At 55.9% G+C, this 21388-nt stretch carries 19 protein-coding genes; 8 read left to right on the top strand and 11 right to left on the bottom strand.

Features of this window, described 5'->3' with window-relative positions; translation table 11 throughout:
* Nucleotides 1-69: 69 nt before the first annotated feature.
* The 3 genes from cobA to QMZ18_RS29440 all read left to right on the top strand — a co-directional run bounded on the left by cobA (nucleotide 70) and on the right by QMZ18_RS29440 (nucleotide 4296).
* Nucleotides 70-909: a uroporphyrinogen-III C-methyltransferase gene (gene cobA / locus QMZ18_RS29450; RefSeq protein WP_282609982.1), complete on the top strand. Its 840-nt coding sequence runs from the start codon at nucleotides 70-72 to the stop codon at nucleotides 907-909.
* A gap of 18 nt (nucleotides 910-927) precedes the next feature.
* Nucleotides 928-2328 carry a cobyrinate a,c-diamide synthase gene (locus QMZ18_RS29445; protein ID WP_282609981.1) on the top strand — a complete coding sequence of 467 codons (1401 nt, stop codon included), beginning with the start codon at nucleotides 928-930 and terminating at the stop codon, nucleotides 2326-2328.
* A gap of 423 nt (nucleotides 2329-2751) precedes the next feature.
* Entirely contained in the window at nucleotides 2752-4296 is a 1545-nt protein-coding gene (locus QMZ18_RS29440; RefSeq protein ID WP_282609980.1) for a PAS domain-containing sensor histidine kinase, read from the top strand.
* Between the two features lie 89 nt (nucleotides 4297-4385).
* On the opposite strand, the gene QMZ18_RS29435 is transcribed toward QMZ18_RS29440, so the two are convergent.
* Nucleotides 4386-6860 carry a transketolase gene (locus tag QMZ18_RS29435; protein WP_282609979.1) on the bottom strand — a complete coding sequence of 825 codons (2475 nt, stop codon included), beginning with the start codon at nucleotides 6858-6860 and terminating at the stop codon, nucleotides 4386-4388.
* Nucleotides 6861-7037: 177 nt separating this feature from the next.
* Here QMZ18_RS29435 and QMZ18_RS29430 point away from each other — a divergent pair, with 177 nt between their 5' ends.
* Complete coding sequence (locus QMZ18_RS29430; protein ID WP_282609978.1) at nucleotides 7038-7511, top strand: Lrp/AsnC family transcriptional regulator; 474 nt, start codon at nucleotides 7038-7040, stop codon at nucleotides 7509-7511.
* Nucleotides 7512-7539: 28 nt separating this feature from the next.
* Here QMZ18_RS29430 and QMZ18_RS29425 read toward each other — a convergent pair whose 3' ends face one another.
* The 3 genes from QMZ18_RS29425 to QMZ18_RS29415 all read right to left on the bottom strand — a co-directional run bounded on the left by QMZ18_RS29425 (nucleotide 7540) and on the right by QMZ18_RS29415 (nucleotide 10477).
* The gene (locus QMZ18_RS29425) at nucleotides 7540-8334 is read right to left on the bottom strand and encodes an undecaprenyl-diphosphate phosphatase (RefSeq protein ID WP_282609977.1); all 795 of its coding nucleotides are present in this window, start codon (nucleotides 8332-8334) and stop codon (nucleotides 7540-7542) included.
* Nucleotides 8335-8528: 194 nt separating this feature from the next.
* Nucleotides 8529-9275: a GntR family transcriptional regulator gene (locus tag QMZ18_RS29420; protein WP_282609976.1), complete on the bottom strand. Its 747-nt coding sequence runs from the start codon at nucleotides 9273-9275 to the stop codon at nucleotides 8529-8531.
* Nucleotides 9276-9991: 716 nt separating this feature from the next.
* Nucleotides 9992-10477 carry a YajQ family cyclic di-GMP-binding protein gene (locus QMZ18_RS29415; protein WP_282609975.1) on the bottom strand — a complete coding sequence of 162 codons (486 nt, stop codon included), beginning with the start codon at nucleotides 10475-10477 and terminating at the stop codon, nucleotides 9992-9994.
* Nucleotides 10478-10657: 180 nt separating this feature from the next.
* On the opposite strand from QMZ18_RS29415, the gene QMZ18_RS29410 reads away from it, so the two are divergent.
* Nucleotides 10658-11764 (top strand): NAD(P)/FAD-dependent oxidoreductase, encoded by a 1107-nt coding sequence (locus tag QMZ18_RS29410; protein WP_282609974.1) that lies wholly within the window; start codon nucleotides 10658-10660, stop codon nucleotides 11762-11764.
* 13 nt (nucleotides 11765-11777) lie between these two features.
* On the opposite strand, the gene QMZ18_RS29405 is transcribed toward QMZ18_RS29410, so the two are convergent.
* Entirely contained in the window at nucleotides 11778-12269 is a 492-nt protein-coding gene (locus QMZ18_RS29405) for a hypothetical protein (RefSeq protein WP_282609973.1), read from the bottom strand.
* Nucleotides 12270-12513: 244 nt separating this feature from the next.
* On the opposite strand from QMZ18_RS29405, the gene queF reads away from it, so the two are divergent.
* Entirely contained in the window at nucleotides 12514-12978 is a 465-nt protein-coding gene (queF, locus tag QMZ18_RS29400; RefSeq protein WP_282609972.1) for a preQ(1) synthase, read from the top strand.
* Nucleotides 12979-13055: 77 nt separating this feature from the next.
* Here queF and QMZ18_RS29395 read toward each other — a convergent pair whose 3' ends face one another.
* Nucleotides 13056-13670, bottom strand: coding sequence for a queuosine precursor transporter (locus QMZ18_RS29395; RefSeq protein WP_282609971.1), 615 nt, complete (start codon nucleotides 13668-13670; stop codon nucleotides 13056-13058).
* Between the two features lie 42 nt (nucleotides 13671-13712).
* Nucleotides 13713-14450, bottom strand: a complete 738-nt coding sequence (locus tag QMZ18_RS29390; RefSeq protein ID WP_282609970.1) for an S-adenosyl-l-methionine hydroxide adenosyltransferase family protein — start codon at nucleotides 14448-14450, stop codon at nucleotides 13713-13715.
* A gap of 289 nt (nucleotides 14451-14739) precedes the next feature.
* Here QMZ18_RS29390 and QMZ18_RS29385 point away from each other — a divergent pair, with 289 nt between their 5' ends.
* Nucleotides 14740-15405: a GcrA family cell cycle regulator gene (locus QMZ18_RS29385; RefSeq protein WP_282609969.1), complete on the top strand. Its 666-nt coding sequence runs from the start codon at nucleotides 14740-14742 to the stop codon at nucleotides 15403-15405.
* A gap of 364 nt (nucleotides 15406-15769) precedes the next feature.
* Here QMZ18_RS29385 and QMZ18_RS29380 read toward each other — a convergent pair whose 3' ends face one another.
* Nucleotides 15770-16279 carry a hypothetical protein gene (locus QMZ18_RS29380; RefSeq protein WP_282609968.1) on the bottom strand — a complete coding sequence of 170 codons (510 nt, stop codon included), beginning with the start codon at nucleotides 16277-16279 and terminating at the stop codon, nucleotides 15770-15772.
* A 299-nt stretch (nucleotides 16280-16578) separates the two neighbouring features.
* Here QMZ18_RS29380 and QMZ18_RS29375 point away from each other — a divergent pair, with 299 nt between their 5' ends.
* Entirely contained in the window at nucleotides 16579-17454 is an 876-nt protein-coding gene (locus QMZ18_RS29375; protein ID WP_282609967.1) for a hypothetical protein, read from the top strand.
* Here the strand turns inward: QMZ18_RS29375 and QMZ18_RS29370 are convergent.
* The 3 genes from QMZ18_RS29370 to QMZ18_RS29360 form a co-directional block, all read right to left on the bottom strand.
* A complete protein-coding gene (locus QMZ18_RS29370; protein ID WP_282609966.1) occupies nucleotides 17435-20398 on the bottom strand; it encodes a sensor histidine kinase in 2964 nt (987 codons plus the stop codon). The genes QMZ18_RS29375 and QMZ18_RS29370 overlap by 20 nt on opposite strands.
* A gap of 2 nt (nucleotides 20399-20400) precedes the next feature.
* A complete protein-coding gene (locus tag QMZ18_RS29365) occupies nucleotides 20401-20796 on the bottom strand; it encodes a hypothetical protein (protein WP_282609965.1) in 396 nt (131 codons plus the stop codon).
* A gap of 108 nt (nucleotides 20797-20904) precedes the next feature.
* Nucleotides 20905-21294: a response regulator transcription factor gene (locus tag QMZ18_RS29360; RefSeq protein ID WP_282609964.1), complete on the bottom strand. Its 390-nt coding sequence runs from the start codon at nucleotides 21292-21294 to the stop codon at nucleotides 20905-20907.
* Nucleotides 21295-21388: the final 94 nt, after the last annotated feature.

The following is a 21388-nucleotide window of genomic DNA, read 5'->3' as shown; positions in this document are numbered from 1 at the left end:
TCGCTTTTTTACAGTTGTTCGGTCGTCTCTGGCTAGGCGAGAAGTGACGGTGAGGTTACAGTGCGGGTCATGGACAAGTTATCGTTTTCTCTTCCGGCTTTCGAACCTGGCTGGGTCTGGCTGACCGGAGCAGGTCCGGGCGATCCGGGCCTCCTTACGCTCTATGCCCTGCATGGCTTGCGATCCGCCGACGTCGTGGTCTACGACGCACTGGTGGATAAGTCGATCCTGGAGCTTGCTCAATCCGGCTGTTTGTTGGAATACGCCGGAAAACGCGGCGGGAAGCCTTCGCCAAAACAGGCTGATATTTCTCAGCGTCTCATTCAATATGCCCGAGAGGGCAAACGGGTCCTGCGCCTGAAAGGTGGCGACCCCTTTGTCTTCGGCCGTGGCGGCGAAGAGGCGCTGGCGTTGGTTGAGGCGGGTATCTCCTTCCGGCTCGTGCCGGGGATTTCGGCTGGTATCGGTGGCCTCGCCTATGCCGGTATCCCGGTCACGCACCGAGAAACCAATTCAGCGGTAACCTTCGTGACCGGCCATAATCAGGGTGGGGTCATGCCGAACGATCTGGATTGGGGGGCCATTGCACGCGGATCGCCGGTGATCGTGATCTACATGGCGATCAAGCATCTGGCCCAGATTTCGGCCGCATTGATCGCGGAAGGGCGTAACCCCGAAGAGCCGGTCGGAGTTGTCAGCAAGGCCAGCACAGCAGATCAGCAAGTGCTGGTGACCTCTCTGCAAAGCTGTGCCGCTGACGTGGTTGAACAGGGTATCGAGCCGCCATCTTTGGTCGTGGTTGGTGAAGTCGTTCGCCTGCGGGCTGGACTGGACTGGCTGGGCGCACTGTCCGGACGGGTTCTGACCTCCGATCCTCTGCAGCGCCGGCAGGACCGGGCAACCGGTTAACAACAGGGTTTACCGGTCATGCCGCACCCGGACATTTCGCCGCCCGGACTTCTGATCGCCGCGCCGAGTTCGGGTAGCGGTAAAACCACCATTACGCTGGCACTCCTCCGGCGTTTTCAGATGCTCGGCCGCTCTGTGGCGTCGATCAAGGTTGGCCCCGACTACATCGATCCGGCATTTCATGCGGCGGCGAGTGGACGGGTTTGTACTAACCTGGACAGCTGGGCGATGCGCGACTCCACATTGCTCAGGCTTGTCGAACACGCAGGTTACGACGCAGACTTCGTACTTGGCGAAGGCGTCATGGGTTTGTTTGACGGAGCACCTGATGGCCGTGGATCAACCGCGGATCTCGCGCGACTGACAGGTTGGCCTGTCGTTCTGGTCGTTGATGCGCGGGGAATGGCGGCGTCCGCGGCAGCGATCGTCCATGGCTTTGCCAGTCTTGATCTGCGTCTGTCGTTGGCCGGAGTCATTTTTAATCGGGTCGGCAGCGACCGCCACGCCGAAGCGCTGCAACAGGCTTGTGAACCGCTCGGTATCGCCGTGCTCGGAATGGTGCGTTACGCGGATCAACTGGCGTTACCCTCCCGCCATCTCGGCCTTGTGCAAGCGGGCGAACATCATGAGTTGGAGACTTTCCTGGACCGCGCTGCCGAGGTCATTGCCGGCCGAATAGACTGCGACCGGCTGGCGGCGCTCGCAGGTATAAAGGCACAGGAACTCGGCGGCGGATTGGTTCAAAATTTATCTCGGGCACCAGCGCCTGGATTGCCTCCACTGGGGCAGCGGATTGCCGTGGCCCGCGATACTGCGTTCGCTTTCAGTTATCCCTTTTTACTCGAGGCCTGGCGTGCCGCCGGTGCCGAAGTCAGCGTTTTCTCGCCTCTTGCCGATGAGTCGCCGGATGAAACGGCCAATGCGATCTACCTGCCTGGCGGTTATCCTGAGCTCTACGCCGCAAAGCTCGCCGGCAACCTCAGCTTTCTCGAAGGATTGAAGCAAGCGGCCAAGCGGACAGTCACCATCTATGGTGAGTGCGGCGGCTACATGGTGCTGGGCGAAGGACTGACTGACGCTGATGGCGGACGGCATGCGATGGCTGGACTTTTGCCTTTAGAAACATCTTTCGCGCCTGACTTGCCCGGCCGGCGGAAGCGACGATTGACCCTTGGTTACCGCGAGGCAACACTTCTTGAAACTACACCGCTGGGGGCGGCTGGAAAGACCCTAAGAGGACACGAGTTCCATTACGCTTCCGAAGTTCCGCAGCAAACCACCTGTACGCAAAACCGAAGCCGGGAAGCCAACCGCCTGGTCGGCTTGACCGATGCCCGTGGCGGTGACCTCGGTCCAGCCGGTTTATGCGTTGGCACCGTCATGGGTTCGTTTCTGCATGTCATCGATACCGTCGGCTAAAATCTTCGGTGCCAGATTCCTCTTAAGATTGATGAACTCTGCTCGAATGCGTATTTAGAGTCATCTACAACAGGCCGTTTCTCCAAGATCACATTTGCAAAGGTTCGGTTTTTTTGTATTCATACAACTAAGAGTGTATCGCTGTTCGTTGCCTTCGCCGTAACCGTGGTTCTCTTACCAATATTTTGGAGGTGATTATTTTCGTAATTCCCATATTTTATTTGTAAGTATGGAAATGAGTGGCGTACGGGACCAATGGGTTCTGTCGCACTTGCGAAAATAAACGCGTTGGAAATATGCGAGCGATAAGTGAGTGAATTAACTGTGGGTCTTGAGGGAATGATATGATCCTGATCTTAGCCAGAGGCTGTTGGATCAATCGAGCCGCCTGGAAGAACCTGACGGTTGCGCCACGGTGAGATCATGGACGAGATAAATTTAGATAATCAGAACTTTCGCGCAATCATAGATACGGCGCCCGTTCCAATTGCGATCAGCCGCATTGCCGATGGCAAGATCGTGTTCGTCAATCCTTACATTGAGAAATTCCTCGGAATGCCGGCGTCTCAGGTTATCGGGCGCAACACCATCGAGTTTTACCGGCAGCCGGAACAGCGTGAGATCGTGATGGGGATCCTGAAGCGCGATGGCCGGCTGGACGATATGCGCATCGGGATCAAGACCGGCGACGGCGATTGGGTTTGGGCGACGATCAGCGGAACGCCGATTGAATTCGCCGGCGAACCTTCACTCTTGATTGTTCTGCTGCGCAATGGACCGCACGCGGGCCAGGGTCATTTGCTGAGCGGCAGCGAGCAGCGCTTCAAGGACTTTGCCAGCGTTTCCTCGGACTGGTTCTGGGAAATGGATGCGGATTTGCGATTCACCTATTTCTCCAAACCCTCAAGCGATGATTTCGAGAACGCTCTGGAGAGGTCGTTGGGAAAGACCGGTGACGAGCTGAGAGTTGCCTTCGATATGAGCAGTCAGGATGCGCAGGATTGGGACGATCATGCCGCCGACCTGCGCGCTCATAAGGAGTTCAGGGACTTCATTTACCGGATCAAGACAGAGAACGGTGAAATTCGTTATGTCCGCACCAGCGGTATGCCGATTTTCGGACCCGATGGCGCGTTTCTTGGCTACCGAGGTTCGGCGAGCGACGCGACCGCCGATTTCGAAGCACGCAAGCAGTTGATGAAAGCCAAGGAAGAGGCTGAGGTCGCGAACCGGACCAAGTCAGAGTTCCTCGCAAATATGAGCCACGAATTACGGACACCGTTGAATGCCATCATCGGATTTTCCGAAGCAATCGAGCGGGAGATCGCAGGGCCGGTCGGTAAAGAGGTTTACAAGGGTTACGCGCACGACATCCATGAGAGCGGTCAGCACCTGCTTGGGATCATCAATGATATTCTTGATCTGGCGAAAATCGAGTCGGGTAACTACCAACTGGTCGAATCGCGTGTTCAGACCATCGACCTGATCGAATCCTGCCAGCGGCTCATTAAACCTCGCGCCGACAAGGCCGGTGTCAAGGTGTTGGTCAAACCAGCTGAACCACTGCTGCACATTTACGTGGACGAACTGAAGATCAAACAAATTCTCATCAACCTGCTTTCGAATGCTGTGAAATTTACGCCGCAGGGCGGCGACATTCTGCTGGGTGCGGAACTTGGCGCCGAGCGTGAATTCGTCATGACGGTCCGCGACAGCGGCAAAGGCATGAGCGAGGAAGACCTGCGACGGGTTTTAAGTCCCTTCGTGCAGGCTGCCGGCGACCAAAGCTACACGCAGGAAGGGACTGGTTTAGGGCTTCCTATTGCCAATTCGCTCTGTGAACTCCATGGCGGTTCCCTCTCGCTTTCCAGCGAACTGGGGAAGGGGACGACGGCATCGGTCATCTTGCCAAAGGAGCGAGTGATCTCTGGAGACGGGTCGCCCGAAAACCTGTTGTCGGCATTTTAACCTGCGGACGAACGGCGAAGAGGTTCCACTTCGCAGCCAGAACCTCCATCTGCCGTGTCAATCTGTACTCGACTTAGTTTTTGACTCGCTCAGCCTCTGACTTGATTGAGGCAGGCTGCCGCACAGGCCCGTATGATCGCGTCGCTATCGATCCGGTAGTGCCGATAGAGATCTTCAATGGACCCGGATTGGCCGAAGTGTTCGACTCCGAGGGCGTGCAATCGCTGACCCCGGACGGATCCGAGCCAGGCAAGGCTGGCGGGATGTCCATCGACAACCGATACGAGACTTGCGTCGGATGATAAAGGGGCGAGCAATTGTTCTGCATGTGATCTTGCCGTTGAATGGCCGTTCTGTCTGGCTCGTTCCGCCGCACTCCATTCGGCATTCATCCGATCCGCCGAAGTGACAATCATAAGGCCGGTACCGGGCAAATCTTCCCTAATGGCACGATGTGCTTCAATTGCTTCGGGTGTTACGGCGCCGCTGCAGAGAATTGCGAGCGTTGCGCCGGGGGCTGGCGGATGCAGCCAGTAACCGCCACGAATGATGTTCCGGCGCAACGCGGCATCCAGCTTACGTTCGGGTTGTTCCAGTCCACGCGTTGAGAGCCGCAGATAGACCGATCCGCCCTCTGCATCACGCAGCCAGTCGATTTCCGTATTGCTGTCGCCCGGCATTTCGCCTCTGGCCGCCGTCTGTCCATCGCGCTGTAGATAGTCGAAAGACCAGGAGAGGATGGCAGAGAGTTCGTCGACGAAGGCAGGTTCGAACGCGGCCAGTCCATCTTGCGCCATCCCGATCAGTGGCGTTGAGATCGATTGATGCGCGCCGCCTTCCGGCGCTAGTGTCAACCCGGATGGGGTCGCAACAACGATAAAGCGCGAATCCTGATAACAGGCGTAATTCAGGGCATCCAGGCCGCGCTGGATAAAGGGATCATATAGCGTCCCGATCGGCAGGAGACGTGTTCCGAAGAGCGAATGTGAAAGTCCCAGTGCACCCAGTAACAGGAAGAGATTGTTTTCGGCGATACCCAATTCCAGGTGTTGGCCTTGCGGCGACATAACCCAACGCTGTGCAGAGGCGACTTTGTGCTCTTTAAAAGTATCTTCCTTGTCGTGCCGATCGAAGATTCCCCGCCGGTTGACCCATCCACCCAAGTTGGTGGAGACGGTCACATCGGGTGATGTCGTCACAATATGGTCCGCGAGTGCGCCGCCATCGCGTGCGAGTTCAGTCATGATTTTGCCGAACCCTTCCTGCGTCGACATCCGGGCGCCTTTCGGCAGCGGAAACTCGTCGGGACCGGCGACCGTCGCCGCTTGCGTGCGTCGATGAGAGGGCGTCGCGAAGGGCACGGTTTGCAGAAAGCCGGCCAACGCACCGGCCGGCAGTTCAAGCCCCGCGCCAGGATGCCATTCGTCGCCGAGAGTGATGTTGTTGTCGGCGCGAAAGCTCTCCATCTGCTCAAGGGTCATAAGACCCGAATGGTTGTCCTTGTGTCCGGCAAGCGGCAGGCCGTAGCCCTTGATAGTGTAGGCTATGAAACAGGTCGGGCGATCGTCGTCGATTGCGTGAAATGCTTCCAGTACCGCTTCAAGATCGTGCCCGGCCAGATTGGTCATCAAGCGTGCCAATGTTTCGTCGTCGCGCCGTGCCAGAAGTTTGGCCACGCCCCGTACTTTGCCGATGTCCGCCTGCAATCGCTCGCGCCACGCGGCTCCACCCTTAAAAACCAACGTCGAATAGAGCGAGTTCGGACAGTTGTCGATCCAATCTCGCAGGCTTTTGCCGCCCGGTTCGGTGAAGGCAGCTTCCAGGAGTTTTCCGTATTTCAGGGTCACCACCCGCCAGCCCATGTTTTCGAACAGGCTGTCGATCTGGCCGAATATGCGATCCTGAATGACCGCATCCAGGCTCTGACGATTGTAGTCGATCACCCACCAAACGTTACGGATATCGTGTTTCCAGCCTTCGAGCAGTGCTTCGTAGATATTGCCTTCATCAAGCTCGGCATCGCCGACCAGCGCGATCATTCGGCCGGGGGATTCTGCGCCGGGGTTCATCTTTCGCAGATGGACGTAGTCCTGTACCAGGCTGGCAAAGCTGGTGATCGCGACCCCCAGACCAACAGATCCGGTTGAGAAGTCGACGTCATCGCTGTCCTTCGTGCGGGACGGGTAGGATTGCGCCCCCTCAAATGCGCGGAAGGCTTCGAGTTTCTCTCTGGACTGCTTGCCGAGCAGGTATTGGATTGCGTGGAAAACCGGGCTCGCATGAGGTTTGACTGCCACACGGTCCTGGGGCCTCAACACATCCATGTACAACGCGGTCATGATTGTGACCATGGAGGCACAGGAGGCCTGATGACCGCCGACCTTGAGGCCATCGGTGCTATCACGCAGGTGATTGGCGTTGTGAATTGTCCAGGTCGACAGCCAGAGAATCTTCTTCTCGAGCGCACGGAGTAGGGTGAGCTTCTCCGCAACATCGGTATCTTCGATTCCGGATTCGTATGGGGTATCGAATTCGTTGCGTATTGCGGGCAGTGGGTGAGCCATCGTGATTTCCGTATTCGGGCTCGATTGCCGAAAGGCAAAGCGAACCGGCATCTGAATGCATTATGAGGTCAGTTTAACTTAGATGTGCGATCAGGATCTTGTTATTTGTCCTTTAAAAAACCCTCACGTAGGTCATAATTTTCGAAAATGTGCCAAAATTGGAAAGGATCTTCTAAAATGGTGCTCGATGAATTGGATCGTAAGATTCTGAGCTGCCTGCAGGAGAATGCCCGAATCTCCAATGCTGAACTCGCAGAGATGGTTGGTTTATCGCCTTCTCCCTGCTGGCGGCGTGTTCGTGCCCTCGAGGATGCTGGTGTCGTGCGGAAGTACGCGGCAATCGTCGAGCCCAAGGTCATCGGCTTGCCGGTGAACGTCTTTGTCAGTGTCACTCTGGAGAAGCAGGTAGAAGATTGGTTGGAGCGCTTCGAGGCGGCTCTACAGGATCGGCCGGAGGTTATGGAATGCTATTTGATGACCGGCGAGTTCGATTATCTCTTACGTGTGGTGGTTCCAGATCTGCAGGCTTATGAAAAGTTTGTCTTGGAACACTTGACCCGTATTCAGGGGATATCAGGCATCAAATCCAGTTTCGCGCTCAAGCAGGTTCAGTACAAAACGGCTCTCCCGCTCGGACATCTTGCCAACTGATATGCGGGGAAAACAGGATTTTGAAGATTCAGCTGTAGGCCCAGTACAGCAAACCGCTGCCGAGAATAACCCGGTAGGCTGCGAGCAACGTGAAATTTGCACGATTTAACCAGTTCATCAGCCACCAGATGGCCAGGAGCGCCGAAATAAATGAGAAGGCAGCGGCCAGAACCATGTCCTTGCCGATCGTCATCGTTCCTGCCTGATACAGCTTTATACCGAGGAGACCACCGGCCGCGACTATGACGGGGATCGAAAGCAGCATCGAGAATCTGGCTGCTTCACTGCGGTTGAAGCCGAGGACTCGGGCGGCGGTCATGGTAATGCCGGAACGGCTGGTTCCTGGAATGAGCGCCAGGGCCTGCGCCAAGCCGATCACAAAAGCGTCCCGATAGATCATGTTGTCAATCCGGCGCGTCACGCTACCGAGCTTGTCGGCGGCAAAGAGGGCGATACCGAAGCCCAGAGTGGTCCAACCGATGACCTCAATGCTGCGTAATTGGTCTGCCGCTTGAAAAATAACCAGGCCAGCGAAAACCACGGGTAGGGTTGCCACCGCGAGGTAGGCAATCAAGCGTACTTTGGGATCGCTGCGGTCGGTCACGACTTTCGGCAAACCGCAGACAAGATCGAACAGGTCTTTCCAGAAGTATGCGACCACCGCACCCAGGGTTCCGACGTGGACGGCAACGTCCATGGCAAGCCCCTGATCAGCCCATCCCGTGACGGCCGGGACGAGAACCAAGTGGCCGGAGGAACTGATTGGCAGGAATTCCGTAATGCCTTGAACCAAAGCAAGTATAAGTATTTGAAATTCGGCCATGCCTGGCGGAGCCTTTAAAACAATTCTGATTACGGTGCCGAACGCAGAACTCCTGGAAACAGCCAAGATCGCAATGCTTGCAGACGCGTCGGTCACTTAAGCGGGTTCGATGCGTTTAGAACCGCATTATGGTTACATTATGATTGCAGTAAGAGCTTTCGGGGCCGTTAACCGCATAAGAATGCGGGGCGAATTTAGCCCGGGAGGGATTCGCTGCCGCTGTTTTCCTGCTTCAACCCGTTCACGGCCGTGGTTGAGGACTTGTTGCGTGGATGGAAAATCGTCTTGCGGGTTTCGATTTCACAGGTCACATAGCTTTGCAGCCAGTTCGGTACTGCCTTACCCATGATCTCATAGTTGGCCCGAATGATGTGGCTTCGAAACAGCTGATCGGCCAGATCCGGGTCGTCTCCATATAGGCTGTCGATCAGTACGAAGGTTTCGTCGGACAGTTTTCCTATCAATTCGATGTTGGTGACTTTGCCCCGCCAAAACAGCCGCAATTGGCAGCGCATGGACTGCCAGGCTTGAATCAGGACCTGGTTTCTAGAGAGATGGCAGAGAAGCTCGTGGACGCGCCAGTGGAGCTCCAGATAGCCGGAAATATCCTCGCGCTCAACGGAATCACGCATACTTTTACAAAGCAGATTTAGCCGACTGAGTTCCCGTTTGTCGGGGAGGGCGACAACCGTTCGCGCCGCAAGGCCTTCCAACACAGCTCGTGCTGCAACTATCTGTTCGACGTCTTCGCAGGAGGGCGCAGCGACGAAGGTTCCTCGTCCAGGTTTTATCTTGACGATGTTTTCTGATTCGAGCGCTTTCAAAGCTTCACGAACCGGCCCGCGGCTCACGCCGAACATTTCAGCAAGGCGCGTTTCAACCAAACGCTCGCCTGGTTGAAACGTCCCATCGTCAATGGCAGCCGCTATATGCTTTGCCACCTGATTTGTGAGGGAAGGTGACCGACTTATCCCCAGTAAGCCGAAATCCAGTAATGGGGGATGCTTATGACTTTGCATCACCAGCTTTTCATCTGTTTTGAGCGGCTATGTGCTGTACCTACACACCACTTCTCGTTGCAATGGGCGCAAACCCTACTTTATTTTTTTGGATAAATCTATAGCCGGACCTTAACTTTACTTGCTTTCGAAAAGGCAACTCTATCAAGGATGGTTTTTCGTCAGGCCATGACTTTTGAACACTGAAGAAAAGTAGAAATTTTGACTTTTATCGTGACACAAAAATATCACAACAAAATACTGTCTGTAACTTATTGGCCCGGCTTAACTATTCGACGATAAACGGCTGTTGTTTTGCATCTATTGGATGTTTGTTCTTAGCAACGTATCTCGTCATTGTTGTGGCGCAAAATCGAGCGGTCGAAAGCATGTGATGGCACACTTGCAGTTGGATGACAGCGCAATTCTGAAAGCCTGCTTATGATTCGAATCGCTAGTGACAGCGAAAACCGTCATAACACGCTGCAGGCCGGGATGGTTGCGAGCAGATTGTTCTTCAAAAATAGGTTGTTGAATTGACCGCCAACTCGGTTCAATACCGCTGCGCCGTGAAATCGAATTTCAATGGCCTGGAGTGCCTGCCATCTCTTATCGGTCTGCTGGCGCAGTGATATGGGGTGCTGCTGTCGGCGAGACGCTCAGCTGCGGAAATTGTCGTATTGCAACGGCTGCTCAATTCCCATGCCTTTGACATGAGCAATCGCCGCCTGGAGATCGTCGATCTTTTTGCCGGTTACCCGCAGCTCGTCGCCTTGGATCGCGACTTGAACCTTGAGCTTGCTGCTTTTGACTTCCTTGACGATCTTTTTTGCGAGTTCCTTTTCGATACCCTGCTTGATCGCAATCACTTGCCGGACCTTGTTACCCGAAGCCTTTTCTGGCGTCTTGAATTCGCAGGCACCCGGGTCAAGCTTACGGCGGGTGAAATGAACCTTCAGAAGCTCGTGCATCTGCTTCAGTTTAAGATCATCGTCCGCGAGGATCGTAATTTCGTTGTCGTTGCGCTCGATAGTGCAGCCGGATCCCTTGAAATCGAACCTCTGGCCGATCTCACGAGTGATTCCGTTGAGCGCATTGTCGACTTCATTGACGTCGGTTTTGGATGTGATATCGAATGACGGCATTGTTTGTTCCTGAAGCCTGTGACCGCTAAACATGACGTGCCGCGATTGAGAGAGCTCCGCTCACAATGTGACCCGTCCGGTCGAGTGTCTCGACGACATGGGTCTACTATAATCGTACGCTTATTGCCAGCAGACCCATTCTGCGTCTGTCTTTAAATCGTGAGGAAAGCGTAAAAGCTTATGGAAAGAGCCGACGCGGTCGTCATCGGAGCAGGGGTGGTCGGCTTGGCTGTCGCCCGGCGATTGGCTCAGACCGGGCGGGACGTCATTGTGCTGGAGGCAACGGCCTCGATTGGATCTGAAACCAGTTCCCGTAATTCCGAAGTCATTCACGCCGGAATCTATTACCCGCAAAATTCGTTGAAGGCGACGCTTTGCGTTAAGGGCAAGGAAGCGCTCTACAGCTACTGTGAATCCCACGGGGTACTGCACCGCCGCTTGTCAAAAATCATTGTGGCATCGACGCCGGATGAAGTTCCGGCATTGAGTGCGCTCAAGGAAAAAGCGGAGAACAATGATGTCCGGGATCTGCAGTGGCTCGATGCCGGTCAGGCCCGTGCGCTTGAGCCCGAGATTCTAGTCGAAGCCGCATTGCTCTCGCCGTCGACCGGTATTGTGGACAGTCATGGGCTGATGCTGGCGTTTCAGGGCGACGCTGAGGACGCCGGTACTATGATTGCCTTCAACACTACTGTCCTGGGTGGTGATGTTCTTGAAGATGGCATTCTATTGCGTGTCGGGGGCGAAGCTCCAATGGAGCTTATGTGCAGAAGCGTGATCAATGCTTCGGGACTGCAGGCACAGGACTTGGCCGCTGCCATCTCAGGTATGCTGTCAGAGATAATTCCCATGCGCAGGTTGGCGAAGGGTAACTACTATCTTCTGGCAGGCGCATCGCCGTTTTCACGGCTTGTCTATCCAATTCCCGAACAAGGCGGCTTGGGCGTTCATGCGACGATCGATCTGGCAGGTCAATGCCGTTTCGGTCCTGACGTCGAGTGGGTGGAGCATCTCGACTACAATGTCGATCCACAGCGGGCGGACCGCTTCTACGACGCCGTACGCCGCTATTGGCCGGGGCTTCGTGACGGCGCTCTTTTGCCAGGATATGCGGGGATCCGGCCAAAGATTGCGAGCCCGCAAGGCGATGCAGATTTCGTCATCCAGGGCAGGGGGACGCACGGCGTTACCGGACTCATCAACCTCTTTGGGATTGAATCCCCTGGATTGACGGCCTCAATGGCCGTTGCCGACGAAGTAGAACGAATGCTGAGGGAGGAAGGCTGAAAGCCTTACCTTGTTACTGATAGAGACCTTGCAGGTTCATGATCAAAATTGCGTTGCCGATCAGAATCGAGAAAATCATGAAAATCAACAACGTGTAGCGATGGACGTTTGCTTCACGGCTTGATTTGATCGTACGGATCTTAATGAAGAGATTGGAAAAGGCCTTGGAGATTTCCCGCAGTTTTTCCCGTTCCGTGTTCTGCCAGACCTGATAGAGCACGAGTGTATAGATTGCTGCCGCTGCGACCATAAAGCTTAGAAAGGCAACAGTCTTGATCAACAGGATATCGCTTTGTGTGACACGGGCGACCGTGATCATCCCGGCGAACACCAGCAGGGTTGCCCCAACGGATTTCCACTGCTGGGCTTTGGCGAAGCGGATGGAATCAGCTGATTCGCTGTAAAGCATCAGCATTTCGGCATGTGAAGCCTCGTCGAGCTCCGATGCTTCTAAAGCAAAGGGCTCTTCTTCAGCCGGTTCATATTCAAGCGCTTCTACAGCCATATTGGCTATTCCTTTAAAAAAGGGGGCTCAGCCTAAGGTGTCAGAAGATGGTTAAGGAAAACTTTGCGCTTCAAAGCGCCTTGGTATTGGGGAATGCAGGCTTGATCGTTGGGCTGCCGGAGCTTAGATAGCGCAGCACGAAAACTCGCAACATAAGAGTCTGAATAGAGGGCGATCCAGGCTGTCGACTGGTTTGGCCAGGATCGATCGCACCCTCGAACACCACGATAGAGGCCCCCGGAGCATGACGAACTCAATTTACGAGAATCTTGGGCAACTGGGGCAGTCTTCCGAACTCCCACAAGACCCTGAGCAGGCCGTTCTGGAGACCGTGCCCAATCCGCATCGAGATATCCATTATCTAGTGCGTTTTACCGCACCGGAGTTCACGTCGATATGCCCAGTGACCGGCCAACCCGACTTCGCCCATCTCGTGATCGACTATGTGCCCGAGGAACTGTTGGTCGAAAGCAAGTCCTTGAAGCTCTTTCTGGGCAGTTTCCGGAACCACGGCGCCTTTCATGAAGACTGTACTGTGGCGATTGCCAAACGCCTGATTTCGAGTATGGCGCCGCGCTGGCTGAGGATCGGCGGTTACTGGTATCCGCGCGGCGGAATTCCGATTGATGTATTCTGGCAGAGCGGGCAGCCACCGGAAGGGCTTTGGCTGCCGGACCAAGGTGTGCCGGGGTACCGCGGGCGTGGGTAGGGTTCGAGCCGGGTAGGGTTCGAGCTGGATAAGGCTCGGCCCCGGAGGGAGCTCGGCCGGAATTGCCTTAATAGGTCTCAGGCGCTCGTTGTGGTCGCGAACTGAGGCTTCGTTGCGTTGAGCAAGAGGCGGAAGGGGATCAGCATGACCAGGGCTACGCCAATCTTTACCAGGTAATCCCCAACCGCAAGGCTTTGCCAGGGGACACCGGTTTCGCCAAAGCCGACGCCGAACAGCGTGAAGGGGATGCCCGTCGCAGCAAAGGCGAGCCAGAAGAAGATAAAGGTATCCAACGCCGAGGCGATGGTCGAAGAGGCGACGGGTGCGAGCCACCAGGCCTGACGGCGAAGACGGTCGAAGATCGATATATCCAGCAGTTGGGCGATCAGAAATGCCGATCCCGAGGCGATGGCAATGCGTGGATCGGCAAAATAGAGCGACAGCACAACGGCCAGCGCAAAACCCACATAGACAACCTTGCGAGCCCTGCGTGGTCCAAGAGCCCGATTAGTTAGATCCGTGATCAAAAAGGCAGCCGGATAGGTGAAGGCGCCCCAGGTCAAAAGATCGTTGATCGGATACTGGACCAGGATGTTGGAGGCCGTGACAACCACGACCATCGCAAGCACCGCTGTCGACAAAATCTTTATCGAAGCGCGGTTCTCACCTTCATGGGCTTCTGGCTTGGTCATGTCGTTCGTTTTCAATCTAATGTTGGTTCGGTTCTACACCGGCTAAGCAGGCGCGGTGTCATAACGCAGCGGCGTTCCGACTTCAAGGCCAAGTCGATTTCCCGCGTGGCCGCCGTTGACGGCGATTTCGACCAATCCATTGGCGTTTTCGTACCAGAACGCCCCACCGTCCGGCACATCGGAAAAAGTCCGTGCCGCGTCGAGTTCTTGCCCTGCTATGGAGATTGTTGCGTCCAGGGGGATCTTACTGCCTCTCAAGCCTGTCATTGCATTCCCGTAGCGGTCCAGATAGACAATTTCTGCCAGATCGTCAGGCCAGTCTGTTCCAGGACGTTCGCCAGCCGATAGTTCACGTGTTGATACCGGGTGGCCATTGGCCAGCATCGCCGCGACGGGTGCAAAGAGATCGCGTCCATGGAACGAGGCGGAGAGGTCTTCCGGGTGATAGAGAATTTCACCGTACTGGCAGGCCGCCGCCCGCCGTGCGACCAGATCCAGCACACCATTATCGGGACCGACAAAGCGTTGACCATCTGCTTCGAGAATGATCGGTGCGCGTGTTGAGCCGACACCCGGATCGATGACGGTCAGAAAAATGCTGTCCTTGGGAAAGGCGCTGCAGTAGGCGGCAAGAAGATAGGCCGATGCGCGCGGGTCAAAGGCCGGTGCGTCGGCGAACAGATCGATAATCGGGATCTCGGGTGCAGTCCTCAACAAGACCGCCTTCATCTGTCCGGTATACGGACCTTCCAAGCCGAAATCCGTAAACAGGACAAACATCGCCTCTTTGCGACTCCAAATGGCCGGTTGAGTTTATGAGGCATCCGCCTTGGCGTGCCTTGTGGCAGGAACTCTACGACGACGCGAGATTTTAAGAAACTTATCGTGGCTGGAGGTTGCTTATCGCGACAATTAAGGCGAAGAAGCAAACAAAGTTGTGGATAACTCGAATCCAGCCGGTCCATGGACTCGACTCACATATTCATACCTTATATGGTGGCAGCCAACCAAAAAAACCCTACATTTAGACAGGGTGACTAGATATTGTTGTTGACGTGAGGGTGGGCATATGAGCTGGACTCCAGAACGAATCGACGAGCTGACGAAACTTTGGGAAACGGGCCACAGCGCTTCGGCGATCGGCAAGATTCTCGGTGTTTCCAAGAATGCTGTTGTCGGAAAAGCACACCGGATGAAATTGCAGGCAAGACCCTCGCCGATTAAACGTGGCGAAGATGGAGGCGCTGCGAATTCGGCGTCAGGCGCTAAGCCTGCGGCAAAGAAAAGCCAGAACGGTGCAAAGTCAGCGCCGACCGGTGACAGAATTGCGGCCGGGAGCAAGCCGGATCCGAGAAGCGAGCCGGTTCAAACCGTGATTTCTGCTGCACTAGCCGCGAAGTCGGCGAACCCCGGCAGTGGGCGGGCTGCAAGCTCTGCGGCACCAGTGTCGGCAGCTATGCGTAGTGCCAAACAAACCAACGGTACGCACGTGGCGGCACAGGCAAAGACGACGGCCAAAGCGGCGCGGAACGGCACGAGGGATACATTATCCCCCGCGGCACGCGCGGTGCAGGCGAGCCGACGCGGACCAAAGTGTCTCTGGCCGATCGGTGATCCCGGAGATGACGATTTCCATTTTTGCGGCGAACCGGCTCAGTCCGGCAAACCTTACTGCAGTGAGCACTGTGCGCGGGCTTACATCACCCGTTCGCGTTCTGATTCTGCTGCGGCGTAAAGAGACGAGGTTAGAAAACGGCATCCCAAGGGACGGCTCTTCACATTTGACTGCAGCGAAAGCGGCAGATGTGAAGAGATACGGTTTGATTTTCCCACGATCCTCTCGAGCTTTCCCCTAAATCACGAGCTGTGAGCGCTTATGGCGGGTTTCAGCGAGATCCTGGTAGGGGAAATCCGCTCCAGTTCTGATTGGCGAGGTGAGAGGGTAAGAATTGGCGAAGCCGCAGATAACGGGCATTTGAGTGACCTTTGTGTCGCTTGATGCCCGTTTTTCTGTTTTAGGAGCCCTTTTTTTGAGGCCTTGTTTTCTCAGGACCTTGTTGTTCGCTGAGAGCTGGTGAAACAGTCTGGCGACTGGAACCTCAGCCTTCAGGTACTGGTTTTGGTGGACCGAGCTTCCAGCTTCCATCAGGCTGCATGCAGGCATCTCCATAGGCTTGCACCTGCTTTCCGCCAATTTTCACGACCGTCTGGTACTCACGGATCATCTGGCAGTTTTGCTGAGGCGTCGCTGCAACGACCGGACTGGTTGTCTTTGGCCGTGCTGAAGGATTATACGGCACCGTTTTACTGTGGCTTTTGGTGACATGGCGATAGGTGCCGTGCCAGTGATGGCGGTGGTGGTGTCCATAATGCCGATGGCCATAATAGTGTCGGCCGTAATAGGGGTTGTGACGGTACCAGCCATAGCCATGCCGGTGCCGATGGTGACTGTAGCTGTAAGACGTGCCGATACCGAAGGAAACGTAGCCGTCGGCTCGTGCGGCAGAAGACGGAGCCACAAGGAAAACTGCCAAGCTCAAGCCTACCGCTGCAAAAACTCCGGTAATTGAAGTGTTGCGCAAACCTGCGTATCCGCTATCAGCCTTCATGGCAGTCCTCGCTGGTTTCGCCGCCCAATCACATCTTTCCGGCGGCGCTGGTCTCAACATTTCGGCGTTGAGTAAAAACTTTTTTTCGCCGTTCAAACTGAGATTGTTGTATCAGGATACACTGATCGTTAACCTTTGCACACTGCGTTGTTTCTGATGTTTTCGGAGTCGCAGTCTATTTTGACGGCGCTCGACGAGCAGCGCCGGTCTTAATCCGGGCTGTGTGTACGCGGTCATCTTCACCGCTTGTAAAGGTTCCTTACCGCATAGTAAGGAGGATGCGTAAGGGAGTATCGACCGTGGTATATACAGTGCGAAATTGGCTTTGCCGTACCGCTTTTTTGGGCGTGTTTTCCTTCGGTTTTTCACTTGGTCTTGCGAGCCCGTCGCTTGCCGGCGCACAGCAGGCATCGGTAGGCGATCAACAGCGAATTAAGCTGGAGGCCGTGATCGCGAATGGTGCGAAGACGCTTAAAGACCGGATCTCTTTTACGGTTTCCCGCTTTGAAAACGGCGCCGTCGGACCAATTGTGGCGACCGCTGAAAAGTCACCGACAGAGTTGAAGTTGCCGGCCGGCCAATACCGGGTTGCGACCGTTTATGGCGACGTCACAGTCGATTCCAATCTCGAAGTGGCGTCATCGGCAGTCAAGCACCGGGTCAACTTGAATGCCGGCTGGGTAAAACTGAAAGTGATTCCTCACCGCGGCGCCAAACCGCTTAAAGGTGAAATTGCATGGGATATCTTGACCTACGGCCGCGATGCGAGCGGGAAGCGTCATCTGATTGCAACCTCGCTGGGCGCACGCCCTAATCTGGTCCTGCCAGAGGGCTTTTATCTTGTGCGCGCGAGAACGCGTGATGCAAAGGTCAAGCATACGATTGAGGTGACTGCCGGTCACACTTACAAGTACACCCTGAACCTGAACGCGGGATCCTTGCGGACATCCGCGCTCACCCATTCAGGAACGCTGTTCGCTTCGGAAGAGGTAACCTGGCAGATCTTTCGTAAGGGCGCGAAGAAGCCTTTGACCGCACTTACCGGTTCGACAGGCGCATTTACTCTGCGGGAGGGAAGCTACACCGTTGTTGCCCGCGCAGGCGAAATGACCAGCACGACCGATGTTTCGGTACGCTCCGGCAACACCAAAAAGGTCAATCTGACCCTACGCTGACATTTGAAACGTCGTTACGCAGTGCGGCCGGTTCTTCTTCCGGCTGTTCCGACTCTTTCGTTGAGTCCGCTTGCTGCCCTTCGCCGTATGGCAGGACAAAGCTGAAAACCGCACCACCGCCCTGAAATACCGAAGCGTCATCATTGCCCGAGGTGCCGAAGGAAACGGCCTTGCCGTTATCTGCGGAAAGGGCTGCGTCCGTTTCGCCTTCTGACGGGCTGTCATGCCGTTCCAGCCAGATCCTGCCACCCAAATACTCAACAATCTGTCTGCAGATAGGCAGGCCCAGACCGGTGCCTCCCGTTGAGCCGGCGCGGCCGTCGTTGACCTGTTGAAACTTGTCAAAGATATGCTCTTCTGCCCCGATTGGGACTCCTGGGCCGTTGTCTGCGATTGAGACTGTCAGGCCCTCGTGCCCCTCGACGACCCGGACTTCCACCTGAGGCTGCTCCGGATCGCAGGATTTAACGGCATTCGCGAGCAGATTGACGATCACCTGAATCAGACGGTCCTGATCCGCCCGGATCGGGCGAAGAGTCTCCGGCAATCGCAGCGACAGATCAATATTGTTCTCCGCCAGCAGACTACTGGTCGCTGCAATGGCTTCGCGAATGGCTTCACTGGGGTCGACGTTGACAATGTGCCAATGTGTTCGTCCGGACTCCAGTTTTGCCATGTCCAGGATCTGATTGATCAGGCGGGTCAGGCGTTCGCTCTCTTTGATGACGATACCCAGAAAACGCGTGCGTTCTTCGATGTCCAGATTCGGATGGTCGAATAGGATTTCACTAAATGAGCGGATGGAGGTGAGGGGTGTGCGCAGTTCGTGGCTGACGGTCGTCAGGAAATCATCCTTCAGGCGATCCAGCTCCTGCAGGCGCTCGTTTGCTGCCCGCAATTCTGCGGTCGCTGCCTCCAGTTCGCGTGATTTTTCTTCCAGTTGATGACTGTATTTGATCGCTTGAGAGGCCTCGCCAAGCACCTCCATGACCTCTTCGATCGATACAATCTCGCCCTTTACCACCGTGCCGATCAGCGCACGCGCAGTGGCGGCGCCAATGGTGCCCGCCAGCAGGCGTTCGGCGAAGTTGACCAGGTCGGAATCCGCTTCGCCGATGCGCTCCAGGCTTAGTCCCCGCGAACGCGCGTAGCTTTGAAAAGCCCTTAGGCTGCGCCGTTCGCCGACAAAGCGCGAGACGAGATTATAGAGATCGCTGTAGGTGGCGGTACCGCGCCAGAAGTGATGACCGTCCCGCAGACCGGAGTGGAGGAAGACATCGACGAAGAGTGCCGCCTGGATCCTTTCCAGAGCATTTTGTCGGCTCAACAGGGAAACGGCGATGTAGCCGCCGGCATTCACCAGCATGCTCCAGAAAAGTGCGTGAGAGAGGACATCGAAACCCTCGAGGCCGAACAGCGCGTAGGGCTTTAAAAGTGCGATGCCGGCGGGGCCTTGTTCGACAAACTCGATCGGCAGCCAGCCGGAGCGCGAAAACGAAGGTAACAGCAGCGTGTAGGCCCAGACCAGGAAGCCGAGCAGCAGGCCGGTCAGTGCGCCTTTGCGCGTGCCACCTTTCCAGAAGATGCCGCCCGCAATAGCCGGGGCGAATTGGGCTGCCGCGGCAAAGGACACCAGTCCAATCGACGTCAGTGTGTAAGATTCACCGATGAAGCGGAAGTAGCTGTAGCTGAACAGCAGGATCACCAGGATGCTGCCGCGGCGGATACCCAGCAGCAAGCGGGTCAGGTCGCCGCGTTCATTCAATCGCAGCCGGTTGATCCGCAGCAGGACCGGCATGACAAGGTCGTTACAGACCATGGTGCTGAGGGCGATGGTGGCGACGATCACCATACCCGATGCAGCTGAAAGACCGCCGATGAAGGCGAAGAGCGCCAGAGTTTCCTGGTTTTCGGCCATAGGGATCGTGAGGACAAAGGTATCGGCCAGGTCGCTGCCGGTCGCCGGAAACATCATCACGCCGCTGAGTGCGATCGGCAGAACGAAGATATTGATGACCAACAGATAGAGCGGAAACAGCCAGACCGCCTTGCGCAGATGACCCTCGTCGACGTTCTCCACCACGGTTACCTGAAACTGCCGGGGCAGGCAGATGATTGCAGCCATGGAGAGGATGGTGGTGGTGACCCATTCGCCGTAACCGCCTGCGGTACCCTGCCCAAAGAGCGGATTGATCTGCGGCATCATTTCGGCGCGCGAGAAAAGATCGCCGAAACCGTCGTAGAGACCGTAGGTCACGAAGATGCCTACGGCGAGGAAGGCAAGCAGTTTGATGACCGATTCAAACGCGATGGCCAGTACCATGCCCTCGTGGCGCTCGCTGGCGTCGATGTGACGGGTGCCGAACAGGATCGAGAAGATCGCCAGCACCAGTGCGACCAGAAAGGCTGTGTCGCGCAGAACCGGTACTTCGCTGAATCCAAGCAGGCTGCGCAGTCCGGGCAGATTGTTGATGCCGTTCGGCGCAACCACTTCGGGGTGTTGCAGCAACACGGCAAAGCTCGTAGACACCGCCTTCAGCTGCAGCGAGATGTAGGGCATGATTCCGACGACGGCGATAACGGTGACCAAGCCACTCAGAAGGTTGCTCTTGCCGTAGCGCGAGGAAATAAAGTCGGCAATCGATGTGATGTTGTGGGCCTTGGTGATGCGGATGATCTTGTGCAGAACGAACCACCAAAGGGCAAAGGTCAGGGTCGGGCCCAAATAAACCGGCAGGAAGCCGATGCCGTCCGTCGCTGCACGTCCGACACTGCCATAGAAGGTCCAGGAGGTGCAGAAGACGGCGATGGAGAGGGTGTAAATATAGGGGTTGCCTGCAAAACTGCGGCCCTCGTCGGCCCGTTTGTCGCCGTAATAGGCGATTGCGAACAGCAAACACAGGTATCCAAGCGAAACGAGCAGTATGAACCAGCTCGTCAGCATGCCTACCAGTCCTCTCTTTCGGTCGGCAGTCGCGTTGCCGGATGATCGCTTACAGAGCCTGTCGCCTTATCGGCAACCGTCTGATTGGTCAAATTGGGACGGGGGCTGATGCTGTGGGGCAGGGAGCCTTGCGGAACTGCGACCCCTGCCGCCGGATTGTCGTTTCCCGGCAGTTGCGGAACCCTCAGGCTGCGCCGTCTTTCCTTGCCCATTTCGGAATTGACGCCGATCAGGAAGATGAAAATTGCCCAGGCTACAAAGAGGTAGATGTAGAGCAGAGGCACACCTGCAAAGGCGACATCCGTGCCAAAGATTGACAGAAGCGGCGGGTTGAAAAGCAGGATACCGAGCAGAAAGAGCGCGATGGAGCGCTCACCTCTGGAGTCGGGATTATTCATGACATCTACTCTTTCAACGGCACGCTCGGCTCAGAAGCCCGAAGGAACCGATCTGCAGCTCCGTTAGACGTGGTGGTAGCTGCTCACTTGGTTCTGACGCGCTCTGTATCATGTTGAGCACGAAGCGTTCTTCTCATTGAGATAGAGTCTCACGCGTTCATTGACCTCGCGGGTGGAGAAGGGCTTGGTAATGTAGTCGTCCGCTCCCGCCGCAAATCCTCTCTCGCGTTCGGTGTCTCGGCCCTTTGCCGTCAGCATGACGACCTTCGTGTCCTTTAGTGTCGGGTTGGTACGGATCTTACGGCAGACTTCGTAGCCGTCGCATTTTGGCAGCATGACGTCCAGCAGAACCAGATCCGGCGCCTTTCGAGCGATTTCTTCCAATGCCGCCTCGCCATCGTGCGCCACTGCTACTTCAAGCCCCAACTGAGCCATCAGAAACTCAAGGGACAGCACGATATTCGGTTCGTCGTCCACCACCAGCACCGAGTAGGTCATTCCTCCGCCCTTCCTCGTCCACTCTGTACTCCTCGAATCTGAACCACGCTCTGGGCTAAATCCGTCGTGAGCGTTTGCAGTCTGGAGGAGTAGC

The organism is Pelagibius sp. Alg239-R121 (assembly GCF_947331435.1).
GTDB lineage: Bacteria > Pseudomonadota > Alphaproteobacteria > Kiloniellales > Kiloniellaceae > Denitrobaculum.
This window is presented reverse-complemented; position numbering and strand designations above follow the sequence as displayed.

Excerpts from the sequence above, each read along its gene's own strand:
- cobA (WP_282609982.1), top strand. The coding sequence starts at position 70 with ATGGACAAGTTATCGTTTTCTCTTCCGGCTTTCGAACCTGGCTGGGTC.
- QMZ18_RS29445 (WP_282609981.1), top strand. The coding sequence starts at position 928 with ATGCCGCACCCGGACATTTCGCCGCCCGGACTTCTGATCGCCGCGCCG.
- QMZ18_RS29440 (WP_282609980.1), top strand. The coding sequence starts at position 2,752 with ATGGACGAGATAAATTTAGATAATCAGAACTTTCGCGCAATCATAGAT.
- QMZ18_RS29435 (WP_282609979.1), bottom strand. The coding sequence starts at position 6,860 with ATGGCTCACCCACTGCCCGCAATACGCAACGAATTCGATACCCCATAC.
- QMZ18_RS29430 (WP_282609978.1), top strand. The coding sequence starts at position 7,038 with ATGGTGCTCGATGAATTGGATCGTAAGATTCTGAGCTGCCTGCAGGAG.
- QMZ18_RS29425 (WP_282609977.1), bottom strand. The coding sequence starts at position 8,334 with ATGGCCGAATTTCAAATACTTATACTTGCTTTGGTTCAAGGCATTACG.
- QMZ18_RS29415 (WP_282609975.1), bottom strand. The coding sequence starts at position 10,477 with ATGCCGTCATTCGATATCACATCCAAAACCGACGTCAATGAAGTCGAC.
- QMZ18_RS29410 (WP_282609974.1), top strand. The coding sequence starts at position 10,658 with ATGGAAAGAGCCGACGCGGTCGTCATCGGAGCAGGGGTGGTCGGCTTG.
- QMZ18_RS29405 (WP_282609973.1), bottom strand. The coding sequence starts at position 12,269 with ATGGCTGTAGAAGCGCTTGAATATGAACCGGCTGAAGAAGAGCCCTTT.
- queF (WP_282609972.1), top strand. The coding sequence starts at position 12,514 with ATGACGAACTCAATTTACGAGAATCTTGGGCAACTGGGGCAGTCTTCC.
- QMZ18_RS29395 (WP_282609971.1), bottom strand. The coding sequence starts at position 13,670 with ATGACCAAGCCAGAAGCCCATGAAGGTGAGAACCGCGCTTCGATAAAG.
- QMZ18_RS29390 (WP_282609970.1), bottom strand. The coding sequence starts at position 14,450 with ATGTTTGTCCTGTTTACGGATTTCGGCTTGGAAGGTCCGTATACCGGA.
- QMZ18_RS29385 (WP_282609969.1), top strand. The coding sequence starts at position 14,740 with ATGAGCTGGACTCCAGAACGAATCGACGAGCTGACGAAACTTTGGGAA.
- QMZ18_RS29380 (WP_282609968.1), bottom strand. The coding sequence starts at position 16,279 with ATGAAGGCTGATAGCGGATACGCAGGTTTGCGCAACACTTCAATTACC.
- QMZ18_RS29370 (WP_282609966.1), bottom strand. The coding sequence starts at position 20,398 with ATGCTGACGAGCTGGTTCATACTGCTCGTTTCGCTTGGATACCTGTGT.
- QMZ18_RS29365 (WP_282609965.1), bottom strand. The coding sequence starts at position 20,796 with ATGAATAATCCCGACTCCAGAGGTGAGCGCTCCATCGCGCTCTTTCTG.
- QMZ18_RS29360 (WP_282609964.1), bottom strand. The coding sequence starts at position 21,294 with ATGACCTACTCGGTGCTGGTGGTGGACGACGAACCGAATATCGTGCTG.